We start from the raw sequence: 25,848 nt of genomic DNA, 5'->3' as shown, positions 1-25,848 counted from the left end.
GCAAGAAATTTGATTAAAAACAGTACGTTAATATTTTCATTTTTAACGTACTGTTAAACATTACCGGCTTAATTTTTCATTTGCGTGATTATTCGCCGTTTTTATTTTCAGGGAATAACAGCGCATCGCGAAGTAGATGATCATTGCCCCGACGGCGGGTAAAGCCAATGCGGTCGAAATATTCGAGAATTTGAATCGCCAGTTTACGGCCAATATTCAGCGTATCGCGAAAATCCGCCGCGCAGGTGGAACCACGCTGCAGATCCAGGCGGCGGATCAATTGCGCAAATTCAACAATCCGATCGTTGCGATAATAACGATCTTTCACGATCGCCGTAATCATCCCCTGCTGCGCCGCCTGGCGCAGCACCGCGCGCATCAACGACTCTTCGACGTTCAGATCGCGCGCCAGATCGCGCACCCACCATGGCTCATCGGCGAAGAGCGATTCCGCACGCTGCCAGATGGCCTGCTGCTCATCGGTAAACCCGGCTTTATGTTCCGGCAGGTGCAGCCAGCCGTGATGGCTTTGAATGACGCCGCTGCTGCGCATCTGTTCAATCAATAACAGCACCAGCGCTTCATCTTCCATCGGCAGCGCAATCCGCCGCAGACGTTCACGCCCCGGCCCCGGCTCATCGCGATGCTGGTCGTGATAACGGGCCAGCGCGTCGAGCAGTTTTTTCTGCCAGCGGGCGGCCAGCGGCGCGCTAAGCAGGCTATTCCCGGCCTGCAGGTAGTCCGGACGGTTAATTAATGCCGTCAGGCCGTCGGCGCTCAGTTGCCGCGCCCAGGCAAAATCGTCAAGACGCACCGCATCGCGCTGCAAATGAATATCCAACGCCTGCGCATCGTCGCCCTGCGCTGCCGCCAGCGCGTAAAGCCATTGCAGATACTCCGGCTTGCGTTTACCGCGGCGCGGCGGATTCAGCGTCACCACCCGCGCGCCGGCCAGCGTCAAGCGAGCGGAGATATCGCGCAACACCAGGCGATCGTTATCCGCCAGCCACAGCGGCGTATCCAGCACCAGCTCGGCCAGATTGCCTTCCAGTAACGAAACGCGGCCGGTGATATGACTGGCGGCATGGTGGATATGCAGCGACTGCCACTGGCTGAGCGGCGCGTGACAGGTGAGCTCGACGATCGCCCGCTCGCAAGGTTCTGCGGGCTGCACCGAGAGCAGCCAGTCGCCGCGGCTGAGATCCTCTTTTTGCGCGTCGCCAACGATGTTCAGCGCGATACGCTGCCCGGCCTGCGCCTGTTCAACCGGCTGATTCTGCGCATGCAGCCCGCGGACGCGCATGGATTTATTGGCACCGGTCAGCCAGAGGGTATCGCCGATTTTTACCTCGCCGGATAACGCCGTCCCGGTCACCACCAGCCCCGCACCCTTAACGGTAAAGGCGCGATCCAGCGCCAGACGAAAACGCTGCTGTTGCGGATGCGCGCGCTCGGTCAGCTGGAGCAAATGGCTGCGCAGTTCGGCAATGCCGAGGTTTTCCGTCGCCGCGGTGGCGAAGAAAGCCACGTCGTCGAACCCCAGCTCGCTCAGCGTGGATTCCACCTGTGCCCGGACTTCGGCAACCCGCGCCGCGTCCACGCGGTCCGTTTTGGTCAACGCAACGGTTAACGTCGGTTTTCCCGTTAACTGCAGAATTGCCAGGTGCTCGCGGGTTTGCGCCATCACGCCGTCATCGCAGGCCACCACCAGCAGCGCGTGATCGATCCCGCCCACGCCGGCCAACATGTTGGACAAAAACTTTTCATGCCCCGGCACATCGATAAAACCCAACACCCGGCCATCAGGCTGCGGCCAATAGGCGTAGCCGAGATCGATAGTCATACCGCGTGATTTCTCTTCCGGCAGACGATCGGCGTTGACGCCGGTAATCGCCTGCAGCAGCGTGGTTTTGCCGTGGTCCACATGTCCGGCGGTGGCAATAATCATCTCAATAACATCTCCATAAACCGGGGTTCATCTTCAAGACAGCGCAGATCCAGCCATAAGCGGCCATCATAAATTCTGCCGATCGTCGGTATCGGCAAGGCGCGCCAGCGGGCGGCCAGCGCTTCCAGCTGGCTGCCGCGACCATCGCGCGGCGTAAAGGTTAACGCGGCGCTGGGCAGTCGGTCGACCGGCAACGAACCGCTGCCGATTTGCGATAAACACGCTTCGACGCGCACGTCAAAATCGCTATAGTGCGCCGCCAGCCCAGGCTGAATGCGCTCGCCCTGCTGGCGGATATCCTCGGCGCAGCGGGTTAGCAGGCGCAGCGTCGGCAGCTCGTCGGCCAGCGCTTCCGGATGCAGATACAGCCGCAGAGTCGCCTCCAGCGCCGCCAGCGTCATTTTATCCGCCCGCAGCGCGCGCTTAAGCGGATGACTCTGTAACTTCGCGATCAGCGCCCGATCGCCGACGATAATCCCCGCCTGCGGTCCGCCGAGCAGCTTATCGCCGGAAAAGCTCACCAGGTTCACGCCCGCCGCAATCAATTCCTGCGGCATCGGTTCTTTCGGCAAACCGTACTGGCTCAAATCCACCAGCGAGCCGCTGCCGAGATCGGCCACCACCGGCACGCCATGTTCGCGGCCAATTTCCGCCAGCTCCGCCTCATCAACCGCTTTGGTAAAGCCTTCAATGCTGTAGTTGCTGGTATGCACTTTCATCAGCAGCGCAGTCTGCTCATTGATAGCCTGACAATAATCTTTGGCGTGGCTGCGGTTAGTGGTGCCCACTTCATGCAGCAAACAACCGGCCTGGCGCATGACGTCGGGGATGCGAAATGCGCCGCCGATCTCGACCAGTTCGCCGCGCGAGACCACCACTTCTTTCCCGCTGGCCGTCGCCGCCAGCATCAGCAGCACCGCCGCCGCGTTGTTATTGACGATACAGGCATCTTCCGCGCCGGTGATCCGGCACAGCAGATCGGCCAGCGCCCGGTCGCGATGACCGCGCCCGGCATCGTCGAGATCGTATTCCAGCGTGACCGGCGCGCGCATCGCCTGCGCCACCGCCTGCACCGCGGCTTCCGCCTGGATAGCGCGCCCCAGATTGGTATGCAGCACGGTGCCCGTCAGGTTGAATACCGGACGCAGCGCGCTCTGCTGACTATGGTTCAGCCGGCTGGCGGTCTCCTGCGGCCAGTCGTCGCACCACTCTGGCAATGCCTGCGCCTGGCGGATATGTTCCCGCGCCTCATCCAACATCTGGCGCAGAAGCGCCACGATTTGCGAATGGCCATGGCGATCGAGCAGTAAAGCAAAAGCGGGATCGCGAAGTAAACGGTCAATGGCCGGAAGCCGGGTATAAAGCGCGCGAGTATCGATAGACATGAGTGAACCTGACGATAAGTTATTTTCCCCCCTCCCGACGGGAGAGGGAGTCAACAATGAGTGGCGATTGTAACGCCTGCGCGAGGAAACTGTTACCTGCCTGGGTCAACTCCCTGGCGGTTCGGTACGGGCAAAACTGGATCGCTGAAACAACGTCTCGACCAGTTTGACCAGTTTTGGCCGCGTCGCGCACCAGCCGGGCGCCACGCGACGAAAATTCAGATAAGCAATAGCGCAGGCGGCAGTAATGGTCGCCAGATTCAGCTCACCGTGACGCAAGGTACCGTCGGCGGCGTACCCTTCCAACATATCAAGGCCGCGAGCGATTTTTTCCCGCTGGCGGAGCAGTTCGGTTTCTGACTGCTGGGCCGCCGGACGCGCTTTTTCCCGCACCAGCGCGATCGCCGCCTCCATGATGCCGTCAGACAAGGCTTCCAGTTGGCGCATCTTCAGCGCCGCCAGAGGTTCCGTGGGCAGCATCGCCGGCGCGACGTTTAGCAGTTCCAGATATTGCGCGATAATGGGCGAATCAAACCAGCACGCGCCGTCATCGGTCAGCAACGCCGGGACTTTTCCCAGCGGGTTGTACTGCGCCACACCGTTGACGTCGTTATAGGGGAATTCGTTCACAAACTCGAAGGGGATCGCCTTTTCCAGCAAGATAACGGAAATTTTGCGTACAAAAGGACTGGTATAGCTGCCGATCAGTTTCATTGCCTGCTCCTTTCGCCAACGAAAAGATCAGTATGGTTCAGGCGCAGGCAAATGGCAGGCGCGACGTTGTCTCAACCTGCCGCCGATCGCATTAATGATCGAGATAGAGGTAGTGCATCCAACTGGTCATGCGCAGCAGCACTTTTCTCATCACCGACACGTGGGTGAAATGGTCGGAATAGACCGCCACCTGGGCGTAGATGCCGTCGGGCAGCGCATCGACCTGCGCATCGGGATCCAGTTCAATTGTCGCCAGCACGCCATCGCTACCCGGCGTGACGCTCAGCGACTGCAGCGAACCCTGCGCCTGATAAGTCCCACCCGGTACCACCGGCAATACGTTGACCAGTTTACCGTGGAATACTTGGCCTGGCAGGGCGTTAAACACCGCTTCGGCATCATCGCCGGCCTCCAGCCTGAGCAACGAGTTCTGGCGGAACTGGGCGACAATTAGCCGTTTCTGTTGCGGAATAAAGACCATCACCGGGCGCAGCGGCAGCGACGCGGCGTAGGTTCCCGGGCGAATCAGCACCTGGGTAATGTAGCCATCGCTCGGCGCCCGGACGATGGTCTGATCGAGGTTATATTTCGCTTCCGCCAACTGCGCGCGCAGGCTCATCACCTGCGACTGTTCGCCATTCAGCGTGCTATCCAGTTGGCTCTGAATCTGCGCCTGCTCGGCAACCGAGGCTTTCACCAACGCATCCTGGGCAAGATAGTTTTGCCGCGCATTATCGATATCGCTTTCCGAAAATGGGTTGACCCGCGCCTGGCTGCCTTTCAAATAGCGCTGATAATCTTTATACAGCCGGTCGCGCTCGGCGGAGACGCGCACAGTATTAGCCTGCGCTTCCTGCAGTTGGGCTTTCAGGGTATTGATACTGTGCAGAGCGGTGACCAGATCGGCCTGCAGCCTGTCGACACGCGCCTGGTAGCGCGCCGGGTCGATAGTAAATAGTACCTCGCCCTTTTTCACCCGCTGGTTGGCTTTATCGGTCACGCTGCTAACAATGCCGGTAACCTGCGGCGTAATAGGAATGGAAATAACCGCTTTCTGCGCAGTAAAAGTATAAGGGTGGTTATAGTTCATTAATAAAATAAGCGCGCTAACAATAAATACGCCGCCCAGGGCCGCGGTCGGGACCGTCCATTTATTTACCGGAATACGGAATATTTTAAATACCGACCACGCAATGGCCACGTACGTCAAAATGATCAACAGGTCCATGATTATTTCTCCGTTGAGGATGGCGGCGCTGTCGGCTGCAGATGCGCGATTTTATGTTCGAGTTCAGCGATACGCTGATTGAGTTGCGCCAGCTCGCTGTCAGCGCCATCAGTCCCTGCTTCATTCGGCTTATGCTGCATTCCCCAGCCGCGCGCCGGCTGATAGAGAGTGGCCCAGATCCATAAAAATGGCCATATTACGTGCAGCGTAAACAGGCTGACCCACCCCGCGACGTGAATCGCATCGGAGTGCGGATGATTACGTTTCTTCGCGATCAGGTACGGAATATCGTGCAAAATAATAATCCCGTAAAAAATAACCAGGAAAACGAAGATTAGAACGCCCAGCGCAAAATAATTGAGAAACATAATTTCCTCGATTCACGCTAATAGATTATTGGAATTGTGAGCGCCGACGAAGCGGCGGCTGGCTGACAATTTGAGCATAATTCACCGTTTTCATTTCCGCCATCAGCGGCAAAAAATGTTCTTCGCGCAGGCGGGTTGCAAAGTTACATCGTTGGCCGCTGGGGAAAGCAGAACCTGCGGCAGATCACACCTGGCGGAATTGAGCGCAAAATATTTTGTGATGCTCATCACAAACAAATAACAAAATCGCAAAGTTATAATGTGATGAATATCACATAAATATGCGATTCAGGAGCTTTCATGGCCTGTTGTTGTTTTTTTACACATCATTTTTGTGATGATGATCACTACATATAAGCACCAGACACCTATATTTATGTGATCAAAATCACATAAAAAGCCGCTCGCTGGACAGCTTAACGATTCAGTGCCAGATTTCGCACTATCAATCAGGGTCCGGCTACCTCTGCCGCCACATTAACAACAAACCTCGGGCGTTCAGCCTGCGCGATAAGCAAAACAGAAGAAGGGGTGTTTTATGTCATCCGATATCAAGATCAAGGTGCAAAGCTTTGGTCGTTTCCTCAGCAATATGGTGATGCCGAATATCGGCGCGTTTATCGCGTGGGGGATTATCACCGCGTTATTTATCCCAACAGGGTGGTTGCCGAACGAGACGCTGGCGAAGCTGGTCGGCCCGATGATCACCTACCTGCTGCCGCTACTGATCGGTTATACCGGCGGTAAGTTGGTTGGCGGTGAACGCGGCGGCGTCGTCGGCGCTATCACCACCATGGGCGTTATCGTCGGCGCGGATATGCCGATGTTCCTCGGCTCAATGATCGCCGGCCCGCTCGGTGGCTACTGCATTAAGAAATTTGACGCCTGGGTAGACGGTAAAATCAAATCCGGTTTCGAAATGCTGGTGAATAACTTCTCCGCCGGCATCATCGGGATGATCCTTGCCATTCTGGCGTTCCTCGGCATCGGCCCGGCGGTTGAAGTGCTGTCAAAACTGCTGGCGGCTGGCGTTAACTTCATGGTGGCGCACGACATGCTGCCGCTGGCGTCTATCTTTGTTGAACCGGCGAAAATCCTGTTCCTCAATAACGCGATTAACCACGGTATCTTCTCGCCGCTGGGTATTCAGCAGTCCCATGAGCTTGGCAAATCCATCTTCTTCCTGATTGAAGCTAACCCGGGTCCGGGGATGGGCGTTCTGCTGGCGTACATGTTCTTTGGCCGCGGCAGCGCGAAGCAGTCTGCGGGCGGTGCGGCAATCATCCACTTCCTGGGCGGTATCCACGAAATTTACTTCCCGTACGTGCTGATGAACCCGCGTCTGATTCTGGCCGTTATCCTCGGCGGTATGACCGGTGTCTTCACCCTGACTATCCTCAACGGCGGCCTGGTCTCCCCGGCTTCCCCGGGTTCCATTCTGGCGGTACTGGCGATGACGCCAAAAGGCGCCTACTTCGCTAACATCGCGGCCATTATTGCGGCGATGGCGGTCTCCTTTATTGTCTCCGCCATTCTGCTGAAAACCAGCAAAGTGAAAGAAGAAGACGATATCGAAGCCGCAACCCGTCGCATGCACGACATGAAAGCCGAGTCCAAAGGCGCGGCGACGCCGCTGGCGGCGGGCGACGTGGCTAACGACCTTAGCCACGTGCGTAAAATCATCGTTGCCTGCGACGCCGGTATGGGTTCCAGCGCCATGGGCGCCGGGGTACTGCGTAAGAAAGTCCAGGATGCCGGACTGAGCAATATCTCTGTCACCAACAGCGCGATTAACAACCTGCCGCCGGATGTCGACCTGGTGATCACCCACCGCGACCTGACCGAGCGCGCCATGCGCCAGGTACCGCAGGCACAGCATATTTCGCTGACCAACTTCCTCGACAGCGGCCTGTATACCAGCCTGACCGAGCGTCTGGTAGCGGCGCAGCGCCACATCGACAACGAAGTGAAAGTCACCGATAGCCTGAAAGACAGCTTTGATAATACTGACAAAAACCTGTTCCAGCTGGGTGCGGATAACATCTTCCTCGGGCGCAAAGCGGCGACCAAAGAAGAGGCCATTCGCTTCGCCGGTGAACAACTAGTGAAAGGCGGATACGTTGAGCCGGAATACGTGCAGGCGATGCTCGACCGCGAGAAGCTGACCTCAACCTATCTTGGCGAATCTATCGCGGTACCGCACGGTACCATTGAAGCGAAAGACCGGGTACTGAAAACCGGCGTCGTCTTCTGCCAGTATCCGGAAGGCGTGCGCTTCGGCGAAGAAGAAGATGAAGTCGCGCGTCTGGTCATCGGTATCGCCGCCCGCAACAACGAACACATTCACGTTATCACCAGCCTGACTAACGCGCTGGATGATGAAACCGTGATTGAGCGGCTGGCGAAAACCACCAGCGTCGAAGAAGTCCTGTCGTTGCTGAATAAATAACCACAACGCTCCATACCCTCTCCCTTTGGGAGAGGGTTGGGGTGAGGGAAAAGCCTCACCCCAGCCCTCTCAGGTAAAAACATTAATTGAAGGTTAATACTATGAAAGCATTACATTTTGGCGCAGGTAATATCGGACGTGGCTTCATTGGCAAACTGCTGGCTGACGCCGGTATCTCCCTTACGTTCGCCGATGTTAATCAGGTGGTCCTTGATGCCCTGAATGCCCGTCATAGCTATCAGGTCCACGTGGTGGGTGAAAACGAACAGGTTGATACCGTCTCCGGCGTGAATGCCGTCAGCAGCATTGGCGATGAGGTGGTGGATCTGATCGCCGATGTCGACCTGGTGACCACCGCGGTCGGCCCCGTCGTTCTGGAGCGTATCGCCCCTGCCATCGCCAAAGGCCTGGTGAAACGTAAAGCGCAGGGTATTGAACGCCCGCTGAATATCATCGCCTGCGAAAACATGGTACGCGGCACCAGCCAGCTGAAAGGCCATGTATTTAACGCGCTGGCGGAAGAGGACAAAGCGTGGGTTGAAGCACATATCGGCTTCGTCGACTCCGCCGTAGACCGCATCGTTCCGCCGTCGGCTTCCGCCACCCACGATCCGCTGGAAGTCACCGTTGAAACCTTCAGCGAATGGATTGTGGATAAAACCCAGTTTAAGGGCGAGCTGCCGAACATCCCAGGAATGGAATTAACCGATAACCTGATGGCATTTGTCGAGCGTAAGCTATTCACCTTAAACACCGGGCATGCTATAACCGCCTACCTCGGGAAACTGGCGGGCCATCAAACGATTCGCGACGCGATTCTCGATGAGCACATTCGCGCCGTCGTGAAAGGCGCAATGGAAGAGAGCGGCGCGGTGCTGATTAAACGCTACAGCTTTGATGCGCAGAAACACGCGGCTTATATCCAGAAGATCCTCGGTCGCTTTGAGAACCCGTATCTGAAAGATGATGTGGAGCGCGTCGGCCGCCAGCCGCTGCGTAAATTGAGCGCGGGCGATCGTTTGATCAAGCCGCTGCTTGGCACGCTGGAATACGGCCTGCCGCACCGGAACCTGGTAAAAGGGATTGCCGCGGCCATGCATTTCCGCAGCGAAGACGATCCGCAGGCTCAGGAACTGGCGGCGCTGATTGCCGAAAAAGGGCCACAGGCCGCGCTGGCGCAGATTTCCGGTCTGGATGCGGCAAGCGCTGTAGTGGCGGAAGCCGTTAACGACTACAACGCGGTAAAATGATGTACAACCTGGCGCGGCCGATGCCGCGCCCAATACCACTCCTGTCAGATATGCAGGCAATAATGGAAGAAACACAGGCATTTGAAAACCGCGTACTTGAGCGTTTAAATGCTGGTAAGACCGTAAGAAGTTTCCTGATAGCCGCCGTCGAACTCCTGACGGAGGCAGTCAATATTCTGGTACTTCAGGTATTCCGCAAAGACGATTACGCGGTGAAATACGCAGTGGAACCATTGCTGGACGGCAGTGGGCCGCTGGGCGATCTTTCCGTACGCCTGAAGCTTATCTACGGCCTTGGGGTGATAAGCCGCGCCGAATACGAAGATGCCGAGCTATTGATGGCCTTGCGTGAAGAGCTCAATCATGACGGAAATGAGTACGCTTTCACCGACGATGAAATTCTCGGGCCGTTAGGCGAGCTGCACTGCGTCGCCGCGCTTCCGCCAACGCCGCTGTTTGATGAGAGCGATAAGGAACTGCTGGCAATGCAGAAACTGCGCTACCAGCAGATGGTACGTTCTACGATGGTGTTGTCTCTGACTGAGCTGATTTCCCGAATCAGCTTAAAAAAAGCCTTCCAGAAATCAACGCTCTGACTCCGCTTCTTGCTGGTCGCACGTCGGCCGGTACAGCTGCCGGTAATACTCCAGACGACTCAGAAATAGCGCTTTTTTATCCTCAGGAATATCGCGCGGTATCCGCTGTAAACGCGGGCATTTTTTCAGATATTCCATAAACGCCTGGCTCGAGGCCATGAAATCTACCGTTTTATCGATGATACGTGGTACGCCGTCGCCGATTTTCGCCATCACGCTCTCCTCTGTTCAGGGGGATCTTATTAAGGATTGGCGAAAAAAAGGGAGCAAGTTGAGGAAAACGTGCTGAATGGTCGTCAGGCTTCACAAAAATGATAAACAGCTTAATTAAAATTACAATATCGCTACTATTCAGATAGTTATAATGTATCAGGTCTCATGCTTACGGCAGCGAAGCCACGAGTATTTCGATAAAAAACTATCAACAAAGGCCCGCCCGGCCCATACTATGTAACGTCGAAGCCCTTTTATTCACAGATAAAATTACCATGAAAGAAGTCGAAAAGAATGAAATCAAGCGTTTGAGCGACCGTCTCGACGCCATCCGCCACCAGCAGGCCGACCTGTCGCTGGTCGAAGCCGCCGATAAATACGCGGAGCTGGAAAAAGAAAAGGCGACCCTGGAAACGGAAATCGAACGCCTGCGTTCCGTTCAGTCGCAGAAGCTGAGCAAAGAAGCGCAGAAACTGATGAGCATGCCGCACCGTCGCGCCATCACCAAAAAAGAGCAGGCCGATATGGGCAAGCTGAAGAAAAGCGTGCGCGGACTGGTTGTCGTCCATCCGATGACCGCGCTGGGCCGCGAAATGGGCCTCAAAGAGATGACCGGCTTCGCGAAGAGCGAGTTTTAATCTTTTGCCCGCTGTGAGGTCATCGTCTATTGCCCGGTAGCCCTACCGGGCCGTGAACTCACAGCCAATTTCCTCTTCCCCACCAAATTGGCCCAACCAATTATTTCTTAAACCGTCAATCGGTTCACATATCCATCACCTTGCATCACAAACACGTTGCTATGCCATAACATTTGATTAACCATCAATTGTCGTTAACCCTACAATCGCAATTTGGCTGGGCCAATTTTACAAACAGTGTGATCGGCAATGGGCGCAGACCCAACCTGATGCATTGGATGTGGCCCGATGGAGACCTGCATGAACCTCTGGCAACAAAATTACGATCCGGCTGGTAATATCTGGCTATCGAGCCTTATCGCCTCACTGCCGATTCTGTTTTTCTTTTTCGCCCTGATTAAGCTCAAGCTTAAAGGCTATATCGCCGCCACCTGGACCGTAGCCATCGCGCTGCTTGTCGCCCTGCTGTTCTATAAAATGCCGGTCGACCGCGCCTTATCGTCGGTGGTATACGGCTTCTTCTACGGCCTGTGGCCTATCGCGTGGATTATCATCGCCGCGGTCTTCGTCTATAAAATCTCGGTGAAGACCGGGCAGTTCGACATTATCCGCTCGTCGATTCTTTCGATTACACCGGACCAGCGCCTGCAGATGCTGATTGTCGGCTTCTCCTTCGGCGCCTTCCTCGAAGGGGCCGCCGGTTTCGGCGCGCCGGTGGCGATCACCGCCGCGCTGCTGGTCGGGCTCGGCTTCAATCCGCTATACGCCGCCGGGCTGTGCCTGATTGTTAACACCGCGCCGGTGGCCTTCGGCGCCATGGGGATCCCGATTCTGGTCGCCGGCCAGGTGACCGGCATCGATAGCTTCGCTATCGGCCAGATGGTTGGCCGCCAGCTACCGTTCCTGACCATTATCGTGCTGTTCTGGATCATGGCGATTATGGACGGCTGGCGCGGGGTGAAAGAGACGTGGCCTGCGGTGATGGTCGCAGGCGGCTCGTTCGCTATCGCGCAGTACCTCAGCTCTAACTTCCTCGGCCCGGAACTGCCGGACATCATCTCTTCGCTGGTGTCGCTGGTATGCCTGACGCTGTTCCTCAAGCGCTGGCAGCCGGTACGTATCTTCCGCTTTGGCGATATGGGCGCCGCGCAGGTTGATCAAACGCTGGCGCGCACGCATTACACCGCCGGTCAGGTCATTCGCGCCTGGTCGCCGTTCCTGTTCCTCACCGCCACCGTCACCCTGTGGAGCGTACCGCCGTTTAAAGCGCTGTTTGCGCCGGGCGGGGCGATGTATGACTTCGTGGTTAACATCCCGGTACCGTTCCTCGACAAAATGGTCGCCCGTATGCCGCCGGTGGTGAGCGCCGCGACGCCGTATGCCGCGGTGTATAAATTCGACTGGCTGTCGGCGACCGGCACCGCCATCCTGTTCGCCGCTATACTGTCTATCGTCTGGCTGCGTATGAAGCCAAAGGATGCGCTGACCACCTTCGCCGGGACGCTGAAAGAGCTGGCGCTGCCGATTTACTCCATCGGCATGGTGCTGGCGTTCGCCTTTATCTCGAACTACTCCGGGCTGTCATCGACGCTGGCGTTGGCGCTGGCGCATACCGGCCACGCGTTTACCTTCTTCTCGCCGTTCCTCGGCTGGCTGGGGGTTTTCCTGACCGGTTCGGATACCTCGTCTAACGCGCTATTCGCCGCGCTGCAGGCGACGGCAGCCCAGCAAATCGGCGTCTCCGATATTCTGCTGGTCGCCGCGAATACCACCGGTGGGGTGACAGGCAAGATGATTTCGCCACAGTCGATCGCCATTGCCTGCGCCGCGGTAGGTCTGGTGGGTAAAGAGTCGGACCTGTTCCGCTTTACCGTCAAGCACAGCCTGATATTCACCTGCATGGTGGGCCTGATTACCACCCTGCAGGCTTATGTCTTAACCTGGATGATTCCGTGAAAGTGATGCCAAAACGCCTGGCTGACGACGTCGCAAATCGCGTCCGGGCGCTGATAGAAGAACAACAGCTGGAGGCGGGCATGCGTTTGCCCGCCGAGCGCCAGCTTGCCGTCCAGCTCGGTGTTTCACGCAATTCGCTGCGTGAAGCGCTGGCGATGCTGGTCAACGAAGGGGTGCTGCTTAGCCGTCGCGGCGGCGGCACCTTCGTGCGCTGGCAGCACGAGCCCTGGTCGGAGCAAAACATCGTCCAGCCGCTGAAAACGCTGCTCGCCGACGACCCCGACTACAGTTTTGATATTCTCGAAGCCCGCCACGCTATTGAAGCCAGCACCGCCTGGCATGCGGCGATGCGGGCCACCGACGCCGAGAAAGAAAAAATCCGCCTCTGTTTTGAAGCCACCCTCAGCGATGACCCGGATCTCGCCTCACAGGCGGATGTTCGCTTCCACCTGGCGATCGCTGAAGCCTCACATAATGTGGTGCTGCTGCAAACCATGCGCGGTTTCTTCGAGCTTCTGCAATCCTCGGTGAAGCAGAGCCGCCAGCGCATGTATCTGGTGCCGCCGGTGTTCGCGCGTCTGACCGAACAACATCAGGCGGTAATGGAAGCGATCTTCGCTGGCGACGCGGAAGGCGCCCGCCAGGCGATGATGGCCCACCTCGGTTTTGTCCACGCCACCATTAAACGTTTTGATGAAGACCAGGCCCGCCAGGCGCGTATTACCCGCCTGCCCGGTGACCACAATGAAAATTCCAGGGAGAACTCGTGATGATTATTTCCGCCGCCAGCGACTATCGCGCCGCCGCACAGCGTATCCTGCCACCATTTCTGTTCCACTATATCGACGGCGGCGCCTACGCCGAACATACCCTGCGCCGCAACGTTGAAGACCTCTCCGACGTGGCGCTACGCCAGCGCATTCTGCGCAATATGTCGGATCTGAGCCTGGAGACCACGTTATTCAACGAAAAGCTGGCGATGCCAACGGCGCTGGCGCCGGTCGGGCTGTGCGGCATGTACGCGCGCCGCGGCGAAGTGCAGGCAGCGGGCGCGGCGGACGACAAAGGCATCCCGTTTACCCTCTCTACCGTTTCCGTTTGCCCGATTGAAGAGGTCGCCCCGACCATCAAACGCCCGATGTGGTTCCAGCTGTATGTCCTGCGCGATCGCGGATTTATGCGCAATGCGCTGGAGCGCGCCAAAGCCGCAGGCTGCTCCACGCTGGTCTTTACCGTGGATATGCCGACCCCCGGCGCGCGCTATCGCGACGCCCATTCTGGCATGAGCGGCCCAAACGCCGCCATGCGCCGCTACTGGCAGGCCGTCACTCATCCGCAGTGGGCATGGGACGTCGGTCTCAACGGCCGCCCGCACGACCTGGGCAATATCTCCGCCTACCTCGGCAAACCGACCGGGCTTGAGGATTACATCGGCTGGCTGGCGAATAATTTCGATCCGTCGATTTCATGGAAAGACCTGGAGTGGATCCGCGACTTCTGGGACGGCCCAATGGTGATCAAAGGGATCCTCGACCCGGAGGACGCCCGCGATGCGGTACGCTTCGGCGCTGACGGCATTGTCGTCTCCAACCACGGCGGCCGCCAGCTTGACGGCGTGCTCTCTTCCGCCCGCGCCCTGCCCGCCATTGCCGATGCGGTTAAAGGCGACATCACTATTCTCGCCGACAGCGGCATCCGCAACGGTCTCGACGTGGTGCGGATGATCGCCCTTGGTGCCGACAGCGTGCTGCTGGGCCGCGCGTATCTGTACGCGCTGGCGACCCACGGCAAGCAGGGGGTGGCGAATCTGCTCAACCTTATCGAGAAAGAGATGAAAGTGGCGATGACGCTGACCGGGGCGAAATCCATTAGCGAAATCAGCCGCGATTCGCTGGTGCAGAATGCCGAAGCGCTGCAGACCTTCGATGCGCTCAAGCCGGGCAACGCCGCGTAATTCCCCGCGTTTTCCCTTACGCCGCCCCTCTCCCTCAGGGTGAGGGGCCCGTCCGGCTGGAATCGGTTTTCTCCTTCTCCCTCTGGGAGAGGGTCGGGGTGAGGGTTCAACAAATATCTGCTATTCTGCCCCCCGCAATTAAGGGGGCAGTATGCTGAACATCGTGTTATTCGAACCAGAAATCCCGCCGAACACCGGCAATATCATCCGCCTGTGCGCCAACACCGGCTTCAATTTACATATCATTGAGCCGATGGGCTTTACCTGGGACGATAAACGCCTGAGACGCGCCGGGTTGGATTATCACGAGTTCACCGCCGTACAGCGCCACGCGGATTACGCGGCGTTTGTCGCCAGCGCGAAGCCGCAACGGTTGTTCGCCCTCACGACTAAAGGCACGCCCGCCCACAGCGCGGTAAGCTATCAGGATGGTGATTTCTTGATGTTTGGTCCGGAAACGCGCGGCCTGCCGGCCAGCATCCTCGATGCCCTGCCGGCGGAGCAAAAAATCCGTATTCCGATGATGCCGGACAGCCGCAGCATGAACCTGTCAAACGCGGTGTCGGTGGTGGTGTATGAAGCCTGGCGTCAGTTGGGATACCCCGGCGCCGTGTTGCGCCGCTAACCTGAGCGGTTCCCGGATTGCGGCGCGCTGCGCCTTATCCGGGCTACTCGCGCTACAACCGCATCAATACTGCCTGAAACTGCCGGTGTTGGTGGCCTCAAAATCGCTGAGGCCTTCCGGGATAAGTCGAAGGTACCACGAAGTGGCGATTTTGGCGGCCAGAGCCCGGGAGTACAGAGGGTGGCGGCGACTGGCCGCCCTCTGTGCGCTCCCTGCGCCATGAAAGACATAACGCAGAAGAAATATCGGGAGCGCAATGTGCTCGGAAACAGCACAGAACAACCGTTTATCCAGGAGCGAAACAGTTGCAAAGTGATAGCTGATATCTACATTTTTGAGCTTCGCGGCGGCAAATGGCAATACATCAAATCCCGTCGCCGTACTCGAAAGTATGGTGAATCCCATTAAAATGCTGATCCATATCCATCGCCGGCTTGTCGCTCTCCGGCTTGCCGACGATGCGCGCCGGTACGCCTGCGGCGGTGGTATGCGGCGGCACAGGTTGTAGCACCACGGAACCGGCGCCAATCTTCGCCCCGCGCCCGACTTCGATATTGCCGAGGATCTTCGCCCCGGCGCCAATCATCACGCCTTCGCGAATTTTCGGGTGACGGTCGCCGCTGGTTTTACCGGTACCGCCGAGGGTCACAGACTGCAGGATGGATACGTCGTCTTCAATCACCGCCGTTTCACCGACCACGATACCGGTGGCGTGGTCGAGCATGATCCCACGGCCAATCTTCGCCGCCGGATGAATATCGACCTGGAACGAGACGGAAACCTGGTTCTGCAGGAAAATAGCCAGCGCGCGGCGACCCTGATTCCACAGCCAGTGGCCGATACGATAGGCCTGCAGCGCATGGAAGCCTTTCAGGTACAACAGCGGCGTTGAGTATTTATCGACCGCAGGGTCACGGGTACGTACCGCCTGGATATCACAGGCGGCGGAAGCGATCATCTCCGGGTCAGCGGCATAGGCCTCTTCCACCACTTCGCGAATAGCGATAGCAGGCATAATCGGCGAGGCCAGCTTATTCGCCAGCATATAGCTCAGGGCGCTGCCCAGATTTTCGTGCTTGAGTAGCGTTGCGTGGTAAAAACTGGCGAGCATCGGCTCACAGTCGGCCAAAGCCCGGGCTTCGGCTTTAATATTGTTCCAGACGATATCCAGTTCTTCACACGGCATTGCATACTCCAGACGATAAGAATTATGACCGGTCAGTTCTTCGCTGACCGGGTCATACAGGTAACAGACTTTCCCTGCGGCTAGTTGGCGCTGCGTTCGTCCTTGCGTGCGCGACCCAATAAGGTCAATGCTGCCTCGCGCGCAATTTTTCCGCAATACAATACCTGATAAATTTCCTCGGTTATTGGCATTTCGACGCCTAAACGCTGCGCCAGAACGCGAACCTCTTTGGTATTGCGATAGCCTTCAACCACCTGGCCAATCTTGTCCTGCGCGCTTTGCACGTCCATGCCCTGTCCGAGCATCATGCCAAAACGGCGGTTTCGCGATTGGTTATCGGTACAAGTCAGTACCAGGTCGCCCAACCCGGCCATGCCCATGAAGGTTTCCGGATCGGCGCCTAGCGCCGCGCCGAGACGGGACATTTCCACCAGCCCACGGGTGATCAACGCCGTACGGGCATTCGCGCCAAAGCCGATGCCGTCAGACATCCCGGCGCCGATGGCGATAACGTTTTTCACCGCGCCGCCCAACTGCACGCCGATAAAATCCGGGTTGATGTAGACGCGGAAGCTTTTACCGCAGTGCAGCAAGCGCTGAAGGTCTTCTGCAAACTGCGGATCCGTCGCCGCCAGCGAAATCGCCGTCGGTAGGCCGGCGGCCAGCTCTTTGGCAAAAGTCGGACCGGAGATGACCGCTAATGGGATGTCATCGCCCAGCGCTTCACGCGCCACGTCCTGCAGCAGACGGCCGGTTTCGGCCTCCAGACCTTTCGTCGCCCACACCAGACGCGCATCGGAACGCATCAGCGGTTTAATCTGGCGCAGAACCTGGCCGAAGACGTGGCTCGGCACCACCACGAGGATATCGCGGCTGGCGGCCAGCGCCGTCGCTAAATCGCTCTCAAGGCGCAGCGTGTCCGGGAAGGGCACATCGGGAAGGAACGCGGCGTTGCAGCGATCGTGTTGCAGCGTCGCGATATGTTTCGGGTCATGACCCCAGAGGACAACCTCGTGGCCATTTCTTGCCAGGGTGATGGCAAGAGCGGTGCCGTAAGAGCCGGCACCGATCACAGTCATTGCAGCATTAAGCGCGTTCATCAGGCATCCTGATGTTGTTCAGCACCTTCGCCAGCCTGCTGTTGCAGATAGTTCATAAACAGCGCGTCAAAGTTCACCGGCGCAAGGTTCAGTTGCGGGAAGGTGCCGCGGGAAACCAGGCTGGTAACGGTCTCGCGAGCGTACGGGAACAGAATGTTCGGGCAGTACGCGCCGAGGCAGTGCGCCATCTGGTTGCCATCGATGCCGTCGATGGAGAAGATACCGCCCTGCTGTACTTCGCACAGGAATGCGGTTTCTTCGCCCAGCGATGCCGTTACGGTGACACGCAGCACCACTTCATAAACGCCTTCAGCCAGTTGGCTGGAAGCGGTATCCAGATCAAGTTTAACTTCCGGCTGCCAATCTTTCTGGAAAACTTGCGGCGCATTTGGCGCTTCGAAGGAAACGTCTTTGGTGTAGATGCGCTGAATCTGGAAAGTCATTTCGGTGCTGTTTTGTTCTGACATAGTAAAACCCTTTCGTGTTGTCCTTAAATACGCGCCCCTGGATGGGGAAAGCGTAAAAATTAGCGCAAGAGGGGATCAAGTCCACCACGTGAATCAAGCGCATACAAGTCGTCACAGCCGCCAATGTGCTGCGCATCAATAAAAATCTGCGGAACCGTCGTCCGGCCGCTGCGCTGGATCATCTCTTCACGCTTTGCGGCATCGCCATCGATAGGCAGTTCGTTGAACGTCACGCCCTTGCTGTTCAGCAGCGCTTTAGCGCGGATGCAAAACGGGCAGGTCGCTTTGGTATAGATCTCAATATTGGCCATGACTCACTCCTGTTTTTACCCCGAGGGATTTTACGCCGCAGAGGCTCCCCGCCGCCTGAGAGGTTATCGGGGGAACCGCTGCGCCATAACGACGCGGGGGTAAATTATTTGCCGCGTACCAGCGGAAGGTTCTCGCCGCTCCAGCCTGCGATACCTTCTTTCAGTACAAAGACTTTTTCGAATCCGGCTTTATTCAGCAGGCTGGCAGGTTCTTGCGCCTGCATGCCGGACCCATCCACAACAATAATGGGTTGTGCTTTGTGTTTTTCCAACTCGCCGACGTTATTTGCTTTGATATCGGCAGGCAGCAGATTGATAGCGCCGGCGATATGGCCTTTACGGAAGTCGTCACGCTGACGCAGGTCGACAACAACGGCTTCTTCTTTGTTGATAAGACGCGTCGCTTCACCACGAGTAATGACTTTAACTTTTGACATCAAGCCTTTAAAGGTGGTGAACAGTACCGCACCCAGCAGCGCGATCCACGCGATGCTCAGGACCGGGTGACGGCCGATGAATTGCATAATTTCTTGCATGGGGGGTTACAACTCCCGACTAAGTGATAAAAAAACCAGGGAAGGAGTATACCTGTGCATTGCGGCAAATACAGCCAGTGAGCGCGATGTAATGTATTTTCTGCGGCCCGTCACGAAAAAAAAACCGACTTCGCCATCGACTGTGGCGTCACCCCTTCCCTTTCTTTGATCTTTTACGGTGATTTGATCGATTCAGCTGTAGTAAAATTACGCAAATTTTCTGTCTTTGAGCATGAGGTTGTCGCAATGTCGGTTACTAAAAAACCTATGGTACTGGTGATTCTGGATGGCTACGGCTACCGTGAAGACCAGCAGGATAACGCCATTTATAGCGCGAAAACGCCGGTAATGGACGCACTGTGGGCAAAACGCCCGCACACCCTGATTGATGCATCCGGTCTGGAAGTCGGCCTGCCTGACCGCCAGATGGGTAACTCCGAAGTGGGCCACGTTAACCTCGGCGCGGGCCGTATCGTGTATCAGGATCTGACCCGTCTGGACGTTGAAATCAAAGAACGCACCTTCTTTGCCAACCCGGTGCTGACCGGCGCGGTCGACAAAGCCGTCGCCGCCGGTAAAGCGGTACACATCATGGGCCTGATGTCGCCTGGCGGCGTTCACAGCCACGAAGACCACATCATGGCGATGGTAGAACTGGCCGCCGAACGCGGCGCAGAGAAAATCTATCTGCACGCTTTCCTCGATGGCCGCGACACGCCGCCGCGCAGCGCTGAAGCCACGCTGGCTAAATTCGAAGCTAAATTCACTGCGCTTGGCAAAGGCCGTATCGCCTCTATCATTGGCCGCTACTACGCCATGGACCGCGACAACCGCTGGGATCGCGTAGAGCAAGCCTATGACCTGATGACGCTGGCCAAAGGCGAATTCCAGGCCGACACCGCCGTGGCGGGCCTGCAGGCAGCCTACGCGCGTGACGAAAACGACGAGTTCGTCAAAGCGACCGTTATCCGCGCTGCCGGCCAGGCCGATGCCGCAATGGAAGACGGCGACGCGCTGATCTTCATGAACTTCCGCGCTGACCGCGCGCGCGAAATCACCCGCGCCTTCGTTAACGCCGACTTCGACGGCTTCGCGCGTAAGAAAGTGGTTAACCTCGATTTCGTGATGCTGACCGAATACGCCGCCGACATCAAAGTCGCTTGCGCTTATCCACCAGCTTCACTGGTGAACACTTTCGGCGAGTGGATGGCGAAGCACGACAAAACCCAGCTGCGCATCTCCGAAACCGAGAAATATGCGCACGTGACCTTCTTCTTTAACGGCGGGGTAGAAAATCCGTTCAAAGGCGAAGACCGTATTCTGATTAACTCGCCGAAGGTCGCCACTTACGACCTGCAGCCGGAAATGAGCTCCGCCGAGCTGACCGAGAAACTGGTTGCGGCCATCAAAGGCGGTCAGTATGACACCATCATCTGCAACTACCCGAACGGCGATATGGTAGGCCATACCGGGGTGATGGAAGCCGCCGTGAAAGCGGTTGAAGCGCTGGATCACTGCATTGAGCAAGTGGCCGCGGCCGTTGAATCCGTCGGCGGCCAGCTGCTGATCACCGCCGACCACGGCAACGCCGAACAGATGCGCGATCCGGCGACCGGACAGGCGCACACCGCGCATACTAACCTGCCGGTTCCGCTGATCTACGTTGGCGACAAAACGGTGAAAGTGGCCGAAGGCGGCAAGCTTTCCGACATCGCGCCAACCATGCTGTCGCTGATGGGAATGGAAATCCCGCAAGAGATGACTGGCAAGCCGCTGTTCATCGTGGAATAATCCTTCCCCATGAGGGGAAAGGCGACTTATTCAAATACATGGATCGCAACGGCTGTTCGATCCGTTCTTTACGCCAGCGCGCTTAGCGCTGGCGTATTGCTGTGCGCCGCATCAGCTCACGCCGATGACCGCGACCAGCTGAAATCCATTCAGGCCGATATCGCCGCCAAACAGCGCGCGATTAAGCAACAGCAGCAGCAACGCGCCTCCCTGCTCGCCCAGTTAAAAGCGCAGGAAGAGGCCATTTCCGCCGCCGCGCGCAAACTGCGTGAAACTCAGGATACCCTCAACCAGCTCAATAAGCAGATTGACGATATGAACGCGTCTATCGCTAAGCTGGAGCGCCAGCGCGCCTCCCAGGAACGGAATCTCGCCGCGCAGCTTGACGCCGCGTTCCGCCAGGGGCCGCACACCGGCATGCAGATGATCCTCAGTGGTGAAGAGGGGCAGCGTAACCAGCGCCTGCAGGCCTATTTTGGTTACTTTAACCAGGCCCGTCAGGAAACCATCGCCCAGCTCAAGCAGACGCGCGAAGAAGTCGCGGTGCAGAAATCGATGCTGGAAGAAAAACAAAGCCAGCAGCAAACGCTGGTTTACGAGCAAAAAGCGCAGCAGGCCAAGCTTGAGCAGGCGCGCAACGAGCGTAAAAAGACGCTCTCCAGCCTCGAATCCTCCATTCAGAAAGGCCAACAGCAGCTCAGCGAACTGCGCGCTAACGAATCGCGCCTGCGCGGCCGCATCGCCCAGGCGGAAGCGGCAGCCAAAGCCCGCGCCGACCGCGAGGCTCGTGATGCCCAGGCGGTACGTGACCGCCAGCAGGAGGCCTCGCGCAAAGGCACCACCTATAAACCAACCGAAAGCGAACGTTCGCTGATGTCGCGAACCGGCGGCCTCGGCGCGCCGCGCGGGCAGGCTTTCTGGCCGGTACGCGGAACAATTCTTCATCGTTATGGCGAACAGCTGCAAGGTGAACTACGTTGGAAAGGGATGGTTATCGCTGCGTCTGAAGGCACCGAAGTCAAAGCCATTGCCGATGGCCGGGTGATCCTCGCCGACTGGCTACAGGGTTACGGCCTGGTGGTGGTCGTTGAACACGGCAAAGGCGACATGAGTCTTTACGGCTATAACCAAAGCGCGCTGGTCAGCGTCGGTACCCAGGTCCGCGCGGGCCAGGCTATCGCGCTGGTAGGCAGTAGCGGCGGTCAGGGTCGTCCGTCGCTCTATTTCGAAATTCGCCGCCAGGGTCAGGCGGTCAATCCACAGCCGTGGTTGGGAAGATAAGTTTTGCTTCAATTTCGCATGATTGCACTTGCTGTAGCCGGTTCGCTGGCTATGGCTGCGCCGGTTTTTGCCGGTAAACTCTCTATCGTTATCGATGATTTCGGCTATCGCCCGCAGACGGAAAATAAGGTGCTGGCGCTGCCGCCCACCATCTCCGTCGCCGTACTGCCGAATGCCCCCCACGCCCGGGAAATGGCCACTAAAGCGCATAATCTGGGCCATGAAGTGCTGATCCATCTGCCGATGGCGCCGCTCAGCAAGCAACCGCTGGAAAAAGACACGCTGCGCCCGGATATGAGCAGCGATGAGATCGAACGTATTATCCGTGAGGCTTACGGGAAAGTGCCTTACGCCGTCGGGCTGAACAACCACATGGGTAGCGCCATGACCTCAAACCTGTTCGGCATGCAGAAGGTGATGCAGGCGCTGGAACGCTACAATCTCTATTTTCTCGATAGCGTGACCATCGGCAACACCCAGGCCATGCGCGCCGCCCAGGGTACAGGCGTGAAGGTGATTAAACGCAAAGTGTTTCTCGACGACACCCAGAACGAGGCGGACATCCGCACTCAGTTCAATCGCGCCATCGCGCTGGCGCGGCGTAATGGTTCGGCAATCGCCATTGGTCACCCACACCCTTCAACGGTACGGGTACTACAGCAAATGGTTTATAACCTGCCGCCGGATATCACGCTGGTGCGCCCGAGCAGCCTGCTGAACGAACCGCAGGTCGACAACTCGACGCCGAACACGCCCGTCCAACCAAACGCGCCGCAACAGCAGAAGCCGCGTAACCCGTTCCACGGTGTGAAGTACTGCAAACCGAAGCGTCCACTGGAGCCGGTGAACGCCAGCCGCTTCTTTAGCATCCTCAGCGAAAGCATCAGCCAGAGCGCGCTGGTCCAGTATTACCAGCTGAAATGGCAGGGCTGGGACAGCCCCACCAACTAATCTTCATCAGGGATCCGTGCGCTTCTCCGTCACGGTTCCCTGCTGCTTACCATTGTAGGCATACCAGGCTTTAAAATACTTCATGAAGCTGTACAAGGTGGCGTACAAACCGGTTACGGCCCCCACCTTGCCGCTACGCCAGGCGCCGCTGAATAAATACCACTTAAAAAACGCACCGATGGCGCTGATAATCCCGCGGCTGAGCGACGGCCTGACCTTCTGCATCTTCACCAGCCGGGTGGTATAGCTGTTGAGCTTGTTAAACACTTCATGCAGTGAATAGAAGGTATCGTGGCGGACAAAGCCCGGCAGCCTGGTCGACGTCAGATGGCCGACCACCTGATCGTCTACCGGACGCTGGTTAAAACTGGCCCGCTGACGGTTGAACAGACGTACCGGGTAATCCGGCGATGAGATGGGATAGATGGTCCGCACCTGTTCGCCAAGCACGAACCAGTAGCGCGGCAAGCGCCACGCACAGCTCGGATCCGGCTCCTCTCCCGCCTTAAGCGCCAGAATCGCCGCAACCACTTCATCATCGAGGATTTCGTCGCTATCCATGCACAGCACCCAGTCATGAGTCGCCAGCGAGGTCGCATAGTTCATCTGCATGCCGTGGGCGGCATAGGGGTGATGGTGAACCGTTAAGCCAAACTGCTGACATATCTGTAGCGTTTCATCCGTACTGCCGGAATCAACGACAATAAACTCATCTGCCACCCGCAACAACGGCGGCAATACTTCCCGTAATAAGCGGGCCGAATTACAGGTCAGCAAGCATACTGAGAGTTTAAACATAGTGTTTATGCGATTAAACGAAGAGTAAACTAACTGTATAAACGAATAGGTAAAAAATCGATGCAGAAATAGTGCGATAGATACGTATTATTTTAGAAATGTTATCCAAATCTAAATAAATCTATCTCGCGATAAATTTTAGCCACTTTCATCTTTTCTTCGGCTATCAATTATCTGGTTTCAGATGACTTACCCTGATGTATCCTCGTTTTTCACTCATACCATCCGTTTTGCTGTCATCGTAAAGGGCGGCATAGATCCAGAACTTGTTGATAGTACGTATTTTAATCACCACGTCATCACGCATAACGGAATATGTATTATTCGCATTATCATCTGGCCACTCTTTAAAAGAATCTTTATTCCATTCATGATGTAAATGGTAAGTCGTTAACCAGGGATAGCGTCCGTCCCCGCCGCAGGAGATCTGCGCATTCATATCGGCCATATTGGATAATGGTTTATCTTGCGAGGGAATAAAAGAAAGCAATAAGGCGCTATAGTTCTCACTGTTGCATTCGGCATACTGCGCGACATTATTAACCAACAGACTGCCCGACTGGTTAACATACCACTCGCGAAACCTGATAAAATTCTCCGGGATCTCACTAAAATTCTGGCGAATAAACGCCAGTTGTTCTTTCATCGTGCCTTTCATATAAATATGGATAACTTTTTTTAAGTTACCCTGGTCATCAAGCCAATAATAGCGAAATCCGAGGGCAGGAACATTAATGGTAGCATTATCACTCCATTGCGCTTTCCAGTAGGCTTGCAGCACGCCATGCTCAAGCCTTTGTTCAGCCAAAATGCCAAAGCTCATAAAAAGCAGTAGCACCGGTAAGATAATATTCTTCAATCGCCAAAGACGGCTAATAAAAATAGAGAGGGCCATATATCTCATCCTTGTTATATGAAGATATGGCAGAATATAAATAAACCCGACACCAGTTCAATAGTGACCGTAGTAATAACAATAACTTTATTATCGATATATATGAAAAGGATAAGCTGCCCATGATTCATGGGCAGCAAGAATGCTTATTATCGTCATCCTGACGATAATTCGCTTAATCCCAGCTCAGTACCACTTTGCCAGACTGGCCGGAGCGCATCGCGTCAAAGCCTTTCTGGAAGTCATCAATACCGAAACGGTGGGTGATAATCGGCGAAAGATCGAGGCCAGACTGGATCAGCGCCGCCATCTTATACCAGGTTTCAAACATTTCGCGGCCGTAAATCCCTTTGATAAACAGCCCCTTGAAGATGACCTTGGTCCAGTCGATAGACATATCCGACGGAGGAATACCCAGCATCGCAATACGTCCACCGTGGTTCATGGTATCGAGCATGGTACGAAACGCCGGCGGCGCGCCGGACATCTCCAGACCCACGTCGAAGCCTTCGGTCATCCCCAGCTCGGCCATCACGTCGTTAAGATTCTCTTTAGCGACGTTAACCGCGCGGGTGACGCCCATTTTACGCGCCAGCTCCAGACGATATTCGTTAACATCGGTAATCACCACGTTACGCGCGCCGACATGTTTCGCCACCGCCGCGGCCATCACGCCGATCGGGCCAGCGCCGGAAACCAGAACATCTTCACCGACCAGGTCGAAGGAAAGCGCGGTATGCACAGCGTTGCCGAACGGGTCGAAGATGGATGCCAGGTCGTCGGAGATATTATCCGGGATTTTGAAAGCGTTGAAGGCCGGGATCACCAGATATTCAGCGAAACAGCCCGGGCGGTTTACCCCGACGCCGATGGTATTACGGCACAGATGGGTACGACCGCCACGGCAGTTGCGGCAATGTCCGCAGGTGATGTGCCCTTCGCCGGAAACGCGATCGCCAAGCTTAAAGCCGCGAACTTCCTGACCGATACCCACGACTTCGCCAACGTACTCATGCCCCACCACCATCGGAACCGGAATGGTTTTCTGCGACCATTCGTCCCAGTTATAGATGTGCACGTCGGTACCGCAAATCGCGGTCTTACGGATTTTAATCAGCAGATCGTTATGGCCGACTTCCGGTTCCGGTACGTCGGTCATCCAGATGCCTTCTTCCGCTTTCAGTTTGGATAACGCTTTCATCTCACAC

At 56.6% G+C, this 25,848-nt stretch carries 25 protein-coding genes; 11 read left to right on the top strand and 14 right to left on the bottom strand.

The annotated features are described in order from the left end of the window. Positions 1–88: 88 nt before the first annotated feature. The 5 genes from selB to AC2CGP_RS08060 form a co-directional block, all read right to left on the bottom strand. A complete protein-coding gene (gene selB / locus AC2CGP_RS08080; RefSeq protein WP_213759472.1) occupies positions 89–1,948 on the bottom strand; it encodes a selenocysteine-specific translation elongation factor in 1,860 nt (619 codons plus the stop codon). Beyond that, on the bottom strand, positions 1,945–3,333 hold the full coding sequence (selA, locus tag AC2CGP_RS08075) for an L-seryl-tRNA(Sec) selenium transferase (protein WP_213759473.1): 1,389 nt from the start codon (positions 3,331–3,333) through the stop codon (positions 1,945–1,947). The genes selB and selA overlap by 4 nt, the downstream gene beginning before the upstream one ends. A gap of 105 nt (positions 3,334–3,438) precedes the next feature. Further along, entirely contained in the window at positions 3,439–4,047 is a 609-nt protein-coding gene (locus AC2CGP_RS08070; RefSeq protein ID WP_020077697.1) for a glutathione S-transferase, read from the bottom strand. Positions 4,048–4,138: 91 nt separating this feature from the next. Continuing rightward, positions 4,139–5,275 (bottom strand): HlyD family secretion protein, encoded by a 1,137-nt coding sequence (locus AC2CGP_RS08065; RefSeq protein WP_087867842.1) that lies wholly within the window; start codon positions 5,273–5,275, stop codon positions 4,139–4,141. 2 nt (positions 5,276–5,277) lie between these two features. Continuing rightward, a complete protein-coding gene (locus AC2CGP_RS08060) occupies positions 5,278–5,643 on the bottom strand; it encodes a DUF3302 domain-containing protein (RefSeq protein WP_015369192.1) in 366 nt (121 codons plus the stop codon). Between the two features lie 538 nt (positions 5,644–6,181). Between AC2CGP_RS08060 and mtlA the strand changes: the two genes are divergently transcribed. From mtlA to mtlR, 3 genes are all read left to right on the top strand, one after another. Next, positions 6,182–8,092: a PTS mannitol transporter subunit IICBA gene (mtlA, locus tag AC2CGP_RS08055; RefSeq protein WP_015369190.1), complete on the top strand. Its 1,911-nt coding sequence runs from the start codon at positions 6,182–6,184 to the stop codon at positions 8,090–8,092. Between the two features lie 101 nt (positions 8,093–8,193). Continuing rightward, complete coding sequence (gene mtlD, locus AC2CGP_RS08050) at positions 8,194–9,342, top strand: mannitol-1-phosphate 5-dehydrogenase (protein ID WP_015703789.1); 1,149 nt, start codon at positions 8,194–8,196, stop codon at positions 9,340–9,342. Next, entirely contained in the window at positions 9,342–9,938 is a 597-nt protein-coding gene (mtlR, locus tag AC2CGP_RS08045) for a mannitol operon repressor MtlR (protein WP_020077694.1), read from the top strand. Before mtlD ends, mtlR begins: the two co-directional genes overlap by 1 nt. On the opposite strand, the gene AC2CGP_RS08040 is transcribed toward mtlR, so the two are convergent. After that, positions 9,927–10,151, bottom strand: coding sequence for a hypothetical protein (locus AC2CGP_RS08040; protein WP_015369187.1), 225 nt, complete (start codon positions 10,149–10,151; stop codon positions 9,927–9,929). The two genes, mtlR and AC2CGP_RS08040, sit on opposite strands and share 12 nt — an antisense overlap. A gap of 275 nt (positions 10,152–10,426) precedes the next feature. Here AC2CGP_RS08040 and AC2CGP_RS08035 point away from each other — a divergent pair, with 275 nt between their 5' ends. From AC2CGP_RS08035 to trmL, 5 genes are all read left to right on the top strand, one after another. After that, positions 10,427–10,789 carry a YibL family ribosome-associated protein gene (locus AC2CGP_RS08035; protein WP_015369186.1) on the top strand — a complete coding sequence of 121 codons (363 nt, stop codon included), beginning with the start codon at positions 10,427–10,429 and terminating at the stop codon, positions 10,787–10,789. A gap of 300 nt (positions 10,790–11,089) precedes the next feature. Continuing rightward, positions 11,090–12,745: an L-lactate permease gene (gene lldP / locus AC2CGP_RS08030; protein ID WP_015369185.1), complete on the top strand. Its 1,656-nt coding sequence runs from the start codon at positions 11,090–11,092 to the stop codon at positions 12,743–12,745. Beyond that, the gene (lldR, locus tag AC2CGP_RS08025) at positions 12,742–13,515 is read left to right on the top strand and encodes a transcriptional regulator LldR (protein ID WP_015369184.1); all 774 of its coding nucleotides are present in this window, start codon (positions 12,742–12,744) and stop codon (positions 13,513–13,515) included. The genes lldP and lldR overlap by 4 nt, the downstream gene beginning before the upstream one ends. Beyond that, positions 13,515–14,699 carry an FMN-dependent L-lactate dehydrogenase LldD gene (gene lldD / locus AC2CGP_RS08020; RefSeq protein WP_047077363.1) on the top strand — a complete coding sequence of 395 codons (1,185 nt, stop codon included), beginning with the start codon at positions 13,515–13,517 and terminating at the stop codon, positions 14,697–14,699. The genes lldR and lldD overlap by 1 nt, the downstream gene beginning before the upstream one ends. Positions 14,700–14,850: 151 nt before the next feature. Continuing rightward, on the top strand, positions 14,851–15,324 hold the full coding sequence (trmL, locus tag AC2CGP_RS08015; RefSeq protein ID WP_015703791.1) for a tRNA (uridine(34)/cytosine(34)/5-carboxymethylaminomethyluridine(34)-2'-O)-methyltransferase TrmL: 474 nt from the start codon (positions 14,851–14,853) through the stop codon (positions 15,322–15,324). A gap of 364 nt (positions 15,325–15,688) precedes the next feature. Here the strand turns inward: trmL and cysE are convergent, their stop codons facing one another. The 5 genes from cysE to AC2CGP_RS07990 all read right to left on the bottom strand — a co-directional run bounded on the left by cysE (position 15,689) and on the right by AC2CGP_RS07990 (position 18,924). Further along, a complete protein-coding gene (cysE, locus tag AC2CGP_RS08010; protein WP_004106845.1) occupies positions 15,689–16,510 on the bottom strand; it encodes a serine O-acetyltransferase in 822 nt (273 codons plus the stop codon). 80 nt (positions 16,511–16,590) lie between these two features. Then, positions 16,591–17,610, bottom strand: coding sequence for an NAD(P)H-dependent glycerol-3-phosphate dehydrogenase (gene gpsA / locus AC2CGP_RS08005; RefSeq protein ID WP_015369181.1), 1,020 nt, complete (start codon positions 17,608–17,610; stop codon positions 16,591–16,593). Then, on the bottom strand, positions 17,610–18,077 hold the full coding sequence (secB, locus tag AC2CGP_RS08000) for a protein-export chaperone SecB (protein WP_015369180.1): 468 nt from the start codon (positions 18,075–18,077) through the stop codon (positions 17,610–17,612). The genes gpsA and secB overlap by 1 nt, the downstream gene beginning before the upstream one ends. A 59-nt stretch (positions 18,078–18,136) precedes the next feature. Next, positions 18,137–18,388, bottom strand: coding sequence for a glutaredoxin 3 (grxC, locus tag AC2CGP_RS07995; protein ID WP_015369179.1), 252 nt, complete (start codon positions 18,386–18,388; stop codon positions 18,137–18,139). 104 nt (positions 18,389–18,492) lie between these two features. After that, positions 18,493–18,924 carry a rhodanese-like domain-containing protein gene (locus tag AC2CGP_RS07990; RefSeq protein ID WP_015369178.1) on the bottom strand — a complete coding sequence of 144 codons (432 nt, stop codon included), beginning with the start codon at positions 18,922–18,924 and terminating at the stop codon, positions 18,493–18,495. A 246-nt stretch (positions 18,925–19,170) separates the two neighbouring features. Between AC2CGP_RS07990 and gpmM the strand changes: the two genes are divergently transcribed. The 3 genes from gpmM to AC2CGP_RS07975 are packed head-to-tail and all read left to right on the top strand — an operon-like array spanning position 19,171 to position 22,947. Then, entirely contained in the window at positions 19,171–20,715 is a 1,545-nt protein-coding gene (gene gpmM, locus AC2CGP_RS07985) for a 2,3-bisphosphoglycerate-independent phosphoglycerate mutase (RefSeq protein WP_015703792.1), read from the top strand. Positions 20,716–20,724: 9 nt separating this feature from the next. Beyond that, entirely contained in the window at positions 20,725–21,996 is a 1,272-nt protein-coding gene (gene envC, locus AC2CGP_RS07980; protein ID WP_032706535.1) for a murein hydrolase activator EnvC, read from the top strand. A gap of 3 nt (positions 21,997–21,999) precedes the next feature. Further along, entirely contained in the window at positions 22,000–22,947 is a 948-nt protein-coding gene (locus tag AC2CGP_RS07975; RefSeq protein WP_032713082.1) for a divergent polysaccharide deacetylase family protein, read from the top strand. A gap of 6 nt (positions 22,948–22,953) precedes the next feature. Here AC2CGP_RS07975 and AC2CGP_RS07970 read toward each other — a convergent pair whose 3' ends face one another. The 3 genes from AC2CGP_RS07970 to tdh form a co-directional block, all read right to left on the bottom strand. Further along, positions 22,954–23,745, bottom strand: coding sequence for a glycosyltransferase family 2 protein (locus tag AC2CGP_RS07970; protein ID WP_032715316.1), 792 nt, complete (start codon positions 23,743–23,745; stop codon positions 22,954–22,956). A 166-nt stretch (positions 23,746–23,911) separates the two neighbouring features. Next, entirely contained in the window at positions 23,912–24,640 is a 729-nt protein-coding gene (locus AC2CGP_RS07965) for a hypothetical protein (protein ID WP_047079849.1), read from the bottom strand. Between the two features lie 175 nt (positions 24,641–24,815). Then, complete coding sequence (gene tdh / locus AC2CGP_RS07960; RefSeq protein ID WP_015369171.1) at positions 24,816–25,841, bottom strand: L-threonine 3-dehydrogenase; 1,026 nt, start codon at positions 25,839–25,841, stop codon at positions 24,816–24,818. Positions 25,842–25,848: the final 7 nt, after the last annotated feature.

Source organism: Klebsiella sp. SYXHC3 (assembly GCF_057196925.1).
Note: the sequence above shows the minus strand (reverse complement) of the source record. Positions and strands in the feature narration are given on the sequence as shown.